The sequence below is a fragment of the Chitinophaga niastensis genome (assembly GCF_003014755.1).
GTDB classification, from domain to species: domain Bacteria; phylum Bacteroidota; class Bacteroidia; order Chitinophagales; family Chitinophagaceae; genus Chitinophaga; species Chitinophaga niastensis.
On the sequence record NZ_PYAW01000001.1, the window covers coordinates 995500 to 1007419 of the forward strand.

Annotated in this window: 1 protein-coding gene; it reads left to right on the top strand. The window is 45.0% G+C overall.

Annotation, left to right across the window (positions count from 1 at the left end; translation table 11 throughout):
- Positions 1-165 precede the first annotated feature (165 nt).
- Complete coding sequence (locus CLV51_RS04245; RefSeq protein ID WP_106526753.1) at positions 166-11898, top strand: Ig-like domain-containing protein; 11733 nt, start codon at positions 166-168, stop codon at positions 11896-11898.
- Positions 11899-11920: the final 22 nt, after the last annotated feature.

Genomic DNA, 11920 nt, shown 5'->3' on the forward strand with positions numbered 1-11920 from the left:
TACCGTTTTCTGTAACATTCTCTTAACAATTTGAAAGGAAGTATACTTTTTATCAACCAGTATTTTTCCACCAAATTATTAATGCCTTCCTAACCTAGCCGCCTCCTATAGAGTTTTGTTGTATCACAATGAAACTGAACAATTTTTATTCAAATATTTGATGCTATGCATTCAAACGCTACTCCTAATAGCCCTTTTACTGCTCCTTTTTGCTGCCCGAAACCGACGGGAAAGGTTGCTGTGAAAACCAGTTCTCTTATTACCTATAAAGGTGCCTCCGGTTTTGCCTGGAAAAGCCTCCTTTTATTATTGTTGTTGTTTGGAATAAGTGCACAGCAAAGTTGGGCGCAAACACAAACACAAAGGGTGTATGCAAATGCTACTGATTCCGCGGCTACAACCGGGATTTGTTTGCTTTGCGGAGTAGACGGTTCGGGATTGGCAATTGACGCCGGCCCTGGATTTTTAAATACTGCGGCAAATCTCCATGCCGGCGTAAGTTTATTAGGAGGAACCGTAAGCCTTGATATTAAATTTCCCGGAGCAAACCTGCCTTCAATAGGAACACAATCTATTATCAAAATAGGCACCGGATCTGCACTTTCATTGAATGTTCTCGGCGGGATTACTGTGCAGGCATTTAACGGCGCAACTCCGGCTGGTCCTGTCACTAATATTTCCAATGCTATTGCCAATCTGTTGGCATTAAATAACCAGGCAGAAGTATATGTGCCAGCTACAGTTGGTGCAGGCACTTATGACAGGGTGAGAATAACTATGACAGCTCCGTTGTTAGGTGCATTAGCCTCCCTGAGGATCTACAGCGCTTATTATAATAAACCCGCTTCTTCAGTAATAGCCTGCGACTTGCCCATTGATGAGTTATCTGGGGTGACCAGCACACTTGGCGTACCAATTGTAAATCTGGGATCAGTAACTAATCCGGATAATGCTATTGATGGAAATCTTGCTACTGCTGCTACTTTAAGTACTACACTAGGTGCAGCAGCCTATGCACAGGTGAATGCCATCTTTCCGGGCTTGTCGAAAACAGGTGATTCTGTGAGAATAACGCTCTCTAACCCTTCTGCTTTACTAAGTCTTTCTCTATTAAATGCGGTAACAATAGTTACTTATAATGGACAAACAATTGTGGATTCAGTGAACGGCTCCAGCACTCCGGTGGTGTTTAATCTGTTTTCGGGAGGTAGTGGCCCACAGACACTTTCCTTTGTGTCTACCGGACCTTTTGATCATGTGCAGGTAAGATTTGGAGCCATTGTTGGCGCATTATCTTCTTTGAATCTATACGAAATCCAACGCGTAGACCCAGGCCCGGTTGTTGCGCTGGGGAATGTCAGAAGTACCTGTCTGAATGTTCCTATTACTTTAAGTGTTAGTAATCCGGATCCTAATCTCATCTATAAATGGTATGATTCTACTCAAACCACATTGCTTGCAACAGCTTCTAGTCTTACGAGTGCACCGGTAAATATTGCCGGTACTTTCCGTTACTATGTTTCTGCCACAAGAATAGCCTGTACTACTGAATCTGCTAAAACACTGGTAACGGTATCAGTAAATAATTTCTCTACCGCTGCCGATGTCACTGTTACTGATACCACACGATCATGTTTGGGTGATTCAGTCAAAATCACACCTACCTCAACTACGGTTACACGCAAACCTGTATTCAAATGGTATAAAGATATTAATAAGAGTGTGGCCATTACAAATGGCCTGGTGGAAGGTAGTGTGAAATATGGAATTGATAGCACCGGTAAGCTTACCATTACTGGTCTAACAGCTGGCACCTATAATTATTTTGTCAGCGTTTCAGATAGCGGCCATTGTGAAAATGCAGCAGGCCAGCTTAAACGAGCTTCAGTAATAGTGGGTGCTGCGTTAGCGCCACCAGTGTTAATACAATCCTACACTGTAACTACTGGTCAGCCATTAACATTAAGGGCTACACCTGTACCTGGTGCTACTATTCAGTGGTTTAAAGATACTACGCAGGCACCATTGGCTTCCGGTGACTCCATTGTCCTGGCACCATTTACTACTCCCGGTGTTTACACTTATTACGCCGGTGTAACTTTACCAGGCGGATGTAAATCTATCCGGGTGCCAGTAGTAATAACAGTTACTGGTCCTGTAATACCAACCACCTGTAACGTACCAACCAGCCAGGTAACCGGTACTACTTTGGGTTGCGTATTATGTAGTGTTAATAATCCAACCAATGACATAGATAATGATCCTACCAACTTTACACAACTGAATATTCCTTTGGGATTGTTAGGAGGATCTGTATATCAACAACTCATATTCCCGGCGGTAGGTCCTGGAACAGATAGTATCCGTCTTGATTTGGGCACCTTTGCTCCATTGGCCAATGTGAGTTTGTTGGGAGGAGCTGTGGTAACCATCGCTAATGGTACAACAGTAATAAGGAGAGATACCCTGTCTCAGCTCCTGACATTGCATTTGTTAACTAATGGTCGTTACTCCGCCACTGTAGCAACAACGGCTCCATATGACCGTGTACAGATAATGCTTACTGGTGTAGCTAATTTGCTGAATGCAATACAGATATATGGTGCAAGGGCAGTCGCTCCAAATCCAACTATTAATGCAAGTGGATTTACTACCTGTGTTGGTTCGCCTGCTACACTTGTGGCTACAGCAGCTGCAGGAACAACTATAAAGTGGTATGCAGATTCCACTACGACGACTTCATTAAGTAATCAAAGTACTTATATCACACCTCCGCTGAATACAGCAGGTAAGTTTACTTATTTTGCACAAGTAGTTGCTGCTAATGGTTGTGCAAATCCTGATCGTATACCGGTTGTGGTTACCGTAAACCCATTAGGCAGTGCTGCAGATATCACACTGGCAGATACTACTACCACTTGTGGTAGCAGTGCTGCGGTACTGGCACCAACAGCAGCGGGTGTAACAACACCTGTATTCAAATGGTATCTGGATGCCAACAAGGTTACACCAATTACGAATGGCCTTGTGGTGGGTGGTGCAACGTTTACTATAGACACCGCCGGTAAACTTACTGTTACCGGTCTTGCAGTAGGCAATCATACCTATTATGTAAGTGTATCGGGTACCAATCGTTGTGAAAATCCTGCCGGCAGTCTGAAAGCAGCTACTATAAAAGTAACTACTGCTCCGGCGCCGCCAGTGTTAGTACAAGCTTATGCAGTAACTACTGGTCAGTCATTAACATTAAGAGCTACACCTGTACCCGGTGCTACTATTCAGTGGTTTAAAGATACTACGCAGGCACCATTGGCTTCCGGTGACTCCATTGTCCTGGCACCATTTACTACTCCCGGTGTTTATACTTATTATGCCGGTGTAACTTTACCAGGCGGATGTAAATCTATCCGGGTGCCGGTAGTAATAACAGTTACTGGTCCTGTAATACCAACCACCTGTAACGTACCAACCAGCCAGGTAACCGGTACTACTTTGGGTTGCGTATTATGTAGTGTTAATAATCCAACCAATGACATAGATAATGATCCTACCAACTTTACACAACTGAATATTCCTTTGGGATTGTTAGGAGGATCTGTATATCAACAACTCATATTCCCGGCGGTAGGTCCTGGAACAGATAGTATCCGTCTTGATTTGGGCACCTTTGCTCCATTGGCCAATGTGAGTTTGTTGGGAGGAGCTGTGATAACCATCGCTAATGGTACGACAGTAATAAGGAGAGATACCCTGTCTCAGCTCCTGACATTGCATTTGTTAACTAATGGTCGTTACTCCGCCACTGTAGCAACAACGGCTCCATATGACCGTGTACAGATAATGCTTACAGGCGTAGCCAATTTGCTGAATGCAATACAGATATATGGTGCAAAGGCAGTCGCTCCAAATCCAACTATTAATGCAAGTGGATTTACTACCTGTGTTGGTTCGCCTGCTACACTTGTGGCTACAGCAGCTGCAGGAACAACTATAAAGTGGTATGCAGATTCCACTACTACCACTTCATTAAGTAATCAAAGTACTTATATAACTCCTCCACAGAATACAGCAGGTAAGTTTACTTATTTTGCACAAGTGGTTGGCGCCAATGGTTGTGCAAATCCTGATCGTATACCGGTTGTGGTTACCGTGAATCCATTAGGCAGTGCTGCAGATATTACTATAGCAGATACAACTACTACCTGCGTAAACGGTCCTGCAGTATTAGTACCTACTACAACAGTGGTTACTGCTCCAATATTCAAATGGTATAAAGATGTCAACAAAACCACTGCTATCACAAATGGCCTTGTAGAAGGTAGTGTGAGCTACGCAATAGACAGTACCGGCAAACTTACTATCACAGGCTTAGCTGCCGGTATGCACACTTATTACGTAAGTGTATCCGGTACTAATCGTTGTGAAAATGAAGCAGGTGCGCTGAAAGCAGCTCATGTAAATGTTGTAACAACTCCTGTAGCGCCAGTAGTAACAGGTGATGTTGTGGTAACAACTGGTCATCAGGCTACATTAACAGCCTCTCCGGTCCCAGGTGCAACTATTGTGTGGTATAATGATTCAACTACCACAACAGTTGCCGGTTCAGGAACCAGCTTTGTTGTTGGACCATTCAATAACCCGGGTATCTATACTTATTTCGCGGCAGTGAAAATTGCGGGTGCGTGTGAATCTAAACGTGTAGCCGTTCACGTAGTAGTAACAGGACCGGTAATTCCGTCTCCTGACTGTAACGTTCCAACCAGCCAGCAGTCCGGTACTACACTTGGTTGTATTCTGTGTAGCGTTACTAATCCTACTAATGACATAGATAGTAGTACAACCAATTTCACGAGACTGGATATACCAGTAGGTTTGTTGGGCGGATCTGTATTTCAACAACTGATATTCCCGAATCCGGGAAGTGCGACAGACAGTGTTCGCATCAAATTTGCATCTCCGGGTGGACTGGCCGATGTTAGCCTCCTGGGTGGAGTGGTTATCTCCCTGTATAATAATACTACGCTGGTAAAAGCAGATACTTTGTCGAAACTGCTTAGCATAAGCTTGATGAGCGGACAGCAGTTTGCGACCACTATACCTGCAACCGGCACGTACGACCGCGTAGAAATAAGACTTACCGGTGTCCTTAATCTGTTGAATGCTATCGACATCTATGGTGCAAGAATAATCTATCCAAATCCGGTGGTGAATACTACCAACGCGAGTGTGTGTATAAATAATAAGGCAACACTTACCGTTACACCGGCAGCGGGTACTTCTGTACGCTGGTATGCAGATTCTACCAGCACCACCGTATTAAGCACACAAAATTCATATACTACAGATACGCTCAAAACAGCAGGTAAAATAACCTACTTTGTAGCTGTGCTGGGTGGGCCAAATAATTGCCCTAACCCTGCAAGGATACCAGTTAGCGTAACAGTATCTCCGGCTCCTGCAGTGCCTGGTGCTCCGGTAACTATTAATATTTGTCCGGGTTCAAATGCATCATTGTCACCAACAGCGCCAAATCATAGTTTCACTTATAATTGGTATAATGTTCCAACAGGCGGTACTAAACTGAACACAGATAGTGGCTACGTTTTCAATGTGCCGGCTATCAACAGGGATACCACATTCTACGTGGAAGCGGTAAGCAGCTGTGGTGCAGTGTCTCCAAGACAAACCATCAGTGTGGTATTATCTTCTTCCCTGAGCGCACCGGCTGTATCGCCAAATCCTGATTCTGTAGCCATCGGAACACAGGCAGTACTTACAGCAACATCCAATGCTACTAATGTAATATTCAAATGGTATGGCAGTCAGGCAGGAAATGATAGTCTGTTCACTGGTCCAACCTTTGCGCCGCCTACTCAAAACACCTTTGGTACAGTTACGTACTGGGTGAGTGCATCACTCACCGGAAGTACTACCTGCCAATCTATACGGGTACCGGTGGTAGTCGTTTACGGCCCCGTTGGCTCTGGAACACCTGTACCATGCGAAGGTGCTACCACCCAAACAATTGGTGGCGGTGGTCTGCTTATATTGGGTAACGTATACAATCCGAACCTGGCTGTAGATAACGATGTGAGCACTGCTTCTTCTCTGGTAATCAACCTGGGAGCATTGAACGCACAGGTTTGGGAAAGAGCTAAATTCAACGGCGTATCCGTACCAGGTGATACCGTAAGAGTATTACTGTCCAATCCAAATCAGATACTTTCTGTAGGCTTACTGGGCGGTATTCAGTTAACGTCTTACAATGGTACTGTTCCTGGCGATTCCGTACAGGTAAATGATCCGCTTGTTAAATTCACTTTGCTGAACAACGGCAAACAGGCAATACTCGAATTTGTACCAAAAGCAACATTTGACGCAGTAGAAGTAAAACTGAAATCAGGTGTGCTTGGCGCATTAACAACAATAGATTTCAATTACGCACAGCGTGCGCTCGTAGCGCCAAAAGTACAGGCTGCACAAGTAGCAGTTTGCGCAGGTAACACCGCTACGCTGAATGTATTAAATCCTGTGGCAGGAATTACCTACCGCTGGTACAGCAGTAATGGTAATTATCTGACCGGTAAAGATGGAAGTACATTTACGACCGGTGTGCTCACTACTGATACCAGCTTCCTGGTAGAAGCCTTCAGAAATGGTTGTGCAAGCAAAGGAAGAGCCAGGGTAGATGTGAAAGTAGCCGCAGCGCCAGTAGCGCCAGCGGTACAAGCTGCAAACGTGCAGGTATGCGCCGGCTCTGATGCAGTACTGGCAATAGCTAATCCTTTAAAAGGATACAGCTACAACTGGTACAATGTAAGTACAGCAGGCACTAAATTGAATACTGATAGCGGTTTCACTTTCAAAGTGATCAATGTTACCGCTACTGCTACTTATTATGTGGAAGCTGTGAACGATAGTTGTAAAACTATTTCTGCAACAAGAACAGCTGTTACCGTTGGTACTGCAGCGTCATTGGCTCCGCCAACAGTAGTGCCGGCATCCGATACAGTAGCCATAGGTCAGCAACCAGTGTTCCAGGCAAGCGCCACTTCTGCAAATGCGGTATTCTACTGGTTTGCCAGTCAAACAAGTACAGATACTTTATTTAAAGGATCAAGATTTGCAGCACCGGCATCCTCCACACTTGGTACTATTACTTATTGGGTAGAAGCAGCTTTACCAGGAGCAACTACTTGTGTATCTGCAAGAGTAGCAGTCAATGCTGTTACATTTACAGGTCCATTTAATGCTGTTCCTTGTGAGGGCGCTACCGCACAAACTATTGGAGGTTCAGGTTTACTGGTGCTGGGTAATGTATATAATCCACAATTAGCAGTAGATAATAATCAAAATACCGCTTCCTCTCTTGTTATAAATCTGGGAGCGTTGAATGCAGCTGTTTGGGAAAAAGCAATCTTTAATGGTTTGTCCACACCGGGCGATACTGTCAAAGTATTATTGTCTAACCCAAGCCAGATACTTTCTGCATCTCTTCTTGCCAGCATTCAGCTGACATCTTTCAATGGTAATACCCCTGGTGATTCCGTACTGGTATCTAACCCGATCCTGCATGTGGATCTGCTTAGTGGCAACAGACAAGCTTTGCTGTCGTTCGTACCAACCAAACCATTTGATGGTATAGAAGTGAAGCTGAAATCAGGTATACTGGGTGCACTGACAGAAGTAGACTTTAATTATGCACAGCGCGCAATAGTGCAACCAACAGTACAGGTGAATAATGCAGCTGTATGTAAAGGCAAACAGGCAACATTGAGCGTAGTGAACCCTGCGCCGGGAGTTGTTTACAGCTGGTATAACAAACAGGGTAACCACCTGCTTGATAGTATAGCATTTGTAACACCAACCACGCTCGACTCAGGTACTTATACCTACACGGTAAGAGCCAGCAGGAATGGTTGTACGGGAGCTGCATCCGTACCTGCACAAATAACCATACTTGGTTTACCATCATCACCGGTACCGAATGGCAACAATGTAACTACTTGCCTGAATACACCAGTAACACTCAGCGTGAAAGCTGTACCAGGTGTAAATTACAACTGGTTTGATGCAATTACCGGTGGCGCTAAAGTACAAGCTAACAGTAACACATTTACAACACCTGCTAATCTGGTTGCAGGTACTTATAACTTCTACGTGGAAGCAGTGAATGCAGGTAACTGTACTAACGATAGCGGACGTACGAAGATCACCCTCACGGTAGATAGTGCTTCAACAGCAGCTGATATTACAGCAGCAGACCAGGTGATTTGCGCAGGTGATAGTGCAGTATTAACACCAACAAGTACTACCGTTCAAAACCCTGTGTTTAAATGGTATGCTAACGCGAATAAGACTGGCCCAATAACGCAGGGTGTCAGCGCAGCGGGTGTATTAACAGTATCCGGATTAGCTGCCGGTACATATACTTATTATGTAAGTGTAAGTAGCGGAGGTAGATGTGAAAATGCAGCTGGTGCATTGAAAGCAGTAAAAGTAACTGTGAATATGGGTGCAACAGCGGCAGATGTTATCGTAGCAGATACGACTATTTGCCCGCAAGGCACTGTTACACTCACTGCCAGCAGTACAACTGTTACCAACCCGATATTCAAATGGTACAAAGATGCTGGTCTGAAAACATTGCTGTTCACAGGCCCCGCATTTACAACACCTGCAATAGCAGCTACTACTTCTTACTACGTAACAGTAGAGGGAACTAACAAATGTGCTAATACAGCAGCAAATGCTAAGGTGGTAACAGTAAATGTGCGTAGTGTACCGGTTCCGATAATTGCCGCTTCTTCCATCAGCATTTGTGTTGGCGATAGTACTACATTAACAATTCAAAATGTAGACAATACACTTACTTATCGCTGGTTCAATGTAGCAACAGGCGGAACAGCCCTGTTTACAGGTACTGTGTTTGTTGTAAAGGGCCTCACGGTATCAACAGACTTCTATGCGGAAGCTTCAGCAGGTGGCTGTAGCAGTGCTACCAGAACCAAAATATCTATTGGTGTAGGAACTGCACCGGTACCAATCCTTGAATCTGGCAACGTAACAGTATGTCAGGGCGGTACAGCGGTGCTGAAAGTAACGTCATCAGTAAATAATATCACGTACAAATGGTATACTGTAGCTACAGGGGGAACAGCAGTATTTACAGGGCCTATCTACACTACAGCACCAATAAATGCTAATACTACATTCTATGTAGAAGCAATAGGAGATACTTCCAAATGTGGTAAACCTTCTGCACGTGCAGCTGCGAACGTGAATGTGGTACCTGTTCCTGCAGCACCAACATTGGTAAGTGGTGCGGTACAGGGTTGTAAAGGACAGAGCGTTTCTCTGGCAATTCAGAGCCCACAGGCTGGAGTTACTTACGAATGGTTTAATGCTGCAACCGGTGGTACACTGGTATTTACAGGACCTGTATTTAATATAACCGCCCTGGATAGCAGTGTAACCTACTTTGTAGAGGCATTGGTAAATGGCGGATGTCCTAGTGCTACAAGAACCAGTGCTACTATTACAGTAAACAGTATTCCGGCAACACCGGTAATATCAGCATCTTCCTTGTCTGTTTGTCAGGGTGGTAGCGTAACGTTATCAGTCAGCAATCCGCTGCCAGGAGTTACCTATCGTTGGTTTGATGCAGCTGCAGGTGGCAACCTGTTGTTTACCGGTGCAAGTTTCACAACCGGAGCTTTAAATAGTAACACAGATTTTTATGCAGAAGCCAGCAATGGTAATTGCAGCAGCACAGTAAGAGCAAAAATTTCAATAGGTGTAGGACAAGCACCAACACCAGTACTGGAATCTCCATCCCTGACTATTTGTTCAGGCACGAAAGCTACGCTTCGCGTAACATCTTCTACTAATGGCATTACTTACAAATGGTTTACAACAGCAACAGGCGGTACTGCAATATTTACCGGCCCTGTATACATTACAGATGCACTTACCAGCAGCACAGACTTCTTTGTGGAAGCAATAGGAGATGTAAACCAGTGTGGTAATCCATCATTGAGAGCGAAAGCTTCCATAACAGTAGTAAATGCTCCGGCAGCACCAGATGTAGTAGCATCCAGTCTCAGGACATGCGCAGGTACAGGTGTAACTGTTGCAGTGAAAATGCCACAACCGGGTATTACATATCAGTGGTATGATGCCGCAACAGGTGGTACACTACTCTTTACCGGAGCTGTTTACAGCGTGCCGGTGGTGACTACCAATACTATTTACTATGTACAAGCCACTGTAGGCAACAGTTGTTCCAGTGCAACCAGAACAAGTGTAAGCGTAGCAGTTGATCCGGCGCCACAAATTCCGACAGTTGTTGCTGATAATGTAGTCACCTGTATAGGTGGTACTGCAACCTTCAGCGTACAGAATCCGGATCCGGCATTGACTTATCGTTGGTTTGATGCACCTTCTAACGGAACATTGCTCGCTACAGGAGATGCTTATACAACAGGGGCATTAGGTCTTACTACTACCATCTATCTCGAAGCGATAAATAACGCAGGATGCAGCAGTGCACGTAAAGGTGTAACCGCTACCGTGGTTACAACAATAGATGCTCCGCTCGCCGATCCGGTTACAACATGTAGTGGTCATACAGTTGTACTGTCAGTGAAAAACAGAACAGCGGGTGTAATTTATAGCTGGTTTACTTCAGCACAGGGTGGTACAGCGGTATTTGGTGGCGCAGACTTTACCATTACGCCAACTATCAGTACCATTTACTACCTGGAAGCAGCTACCAGTGGTGGTTGTGTAAGTGCCAGCAGAACACCGGTAAATGTAACCGTGAATCCTGCACCGGCTGCACCGGCAGTAGCAAATGCAACATTACAGGGATGCCTGGGTCAAACAGTTACACTGAATGCACTCAATCCGGATGCAGCGCTTACTTATAAATGGTTTACTCAAGCAACAGGCGGTACTGCTGTAGCAACAGGACCATCATATACTACACCAGCTATTACTGCTAACCAGATGTATTACCTGGAAGCTTCCAATAGCAATGGTTGTTCAAGTCCTACCCGCACAGCAGTGAGTGTTGAAGCTACACCTTCACCAGCTCAACCAACAGTAACGGGTAATGAGGCAGGTGTATGTCCTGGTAAAACAGCAACACTCACAGCGGCTTCTACTTCTGAGGGTGTAAATTTCCGTTGGTTCAGCACAGCTACTGGTGGTACACCGCTATTCACAGGTGCAGTATTTGTAACACCGGCATTAAATGAAAGCACTAATTATTACGTGGAAGCATTCACTACAGGTGGTTGCAGCAGTATCAGCAGAACATTGGTAGCAGTTAGTATAGCACAGCCACTGGCTACGCCTTTTGTAACAGTAGATAATACAACTGCGACTACGATTACCTTCCGCTGGAGCCCAATTCCTGGAGCCCTCCGTTATGAAGTAACATTGGACAACGGTGTAACCTTCATACCGCCAAGCTCAGGACCTAACGGCACTACGCATACAGTAACCGGCCTGCAGCCTAATCAGAGCGTTACCATACAGGTAAAAGCGATAGGGGCAACAGATTGTCAAACAAGTGCATTGTCTACCGCAGTAATTGGTAAAACAACCAATCCGCAAGGCAATAACATCTACGTACCTAACCTCTTCAGTCCGAATGGAGATGGAGTAAATGATATCGAGTATGTATACAGCACCGCTATAGCGCAGCTCGAGTTCAGGATCTACAACCAGTGGGGTCAATTGGTATTCACATCCAAAGATCAGCGTCAGGGATGGGATGGTACGATGAGCGGACAGAAACAACCGATAGGTGTGTACGTGTACATTGTTAAGGCTACTATGCAGGATGGCACTGTGATCACGAAGAAGGGTAACGTTACCCTCATGCGGTAGGAATGATTCAACAGGAATAGGT

Coding starts and splice junctions, on each gene's coding strand:
- CLV51_RS04245 (WP_106526753.1), top strand. CDS start 166: ATGCATTCAAACGCTACTCCTAATAGCCCTTTTACTGCTCCTTTTTGC.